Here is a 490-nt window from a genome sequence, read left to right as displayed (position 1 = left end):
GATCGTTTTTTTATCGTCTCCTATGCCAATTTCTTGATTGATAACGGTAAAGTCTGACCAATCCTTAAAACGAAATCCTATTGCTTTACCTTTTCGTGCCTGAAAAAATGTTATGAGTTCTGTTAGCTGCTCGTTTGACCTAACTCCATAAGCTATGTTATACCTGGCACGTGCACGAGACCAATTGATATTGCGCTGCTCACAACCATTATGAGTTGTTACAACGTCAGTGGAAAATTCAGGTCCTCCAGTAGAGCCATAAGATATATTTTCTGGAAATCTAATTTCTGTAAATGACATATGCCCTCCTGTAAAAATAAAGTTGAGTTGATATAGATGAAGTAGGAAAGATCTTAAATTTTTGAAGCTGCTTTATCAATCAGGCTATAAATTTTAAATCCCGTTTCTTCTAGAAAAGTAAAGGTGTTGTTTTCTCCTACCTTACCTTTCAGTTCGTTAATGTCTTGATGACTCTGCGTTAACTGATATA

Annotated in this window: 1 protein-coding gene; it reads right to left on the bottom strand. The window is 35.9% G+C overall.

Annotated features, from left to right (window positions below; all coding sequences use genetic code 11):
- On the bottom strand, positions 1 to 300 hold a 300-nt coding region (locus ACJ5GX_RS08000; RefSeq protein WP_495292886.1), incomplete at its 3' end, for a phage distal tail protein, Rcc01695 family.
- Positions 301 to 490: the final 190 nt, after the last annotated feature.

The organism is Wolbachia endosymbiont of Tuta absoluta, assembly GCF_059414725.1.
Note: the sequence above shows the minus strand (reverse complement) of the source record. Positions and strands in the feature narration are given on the sequence as shown.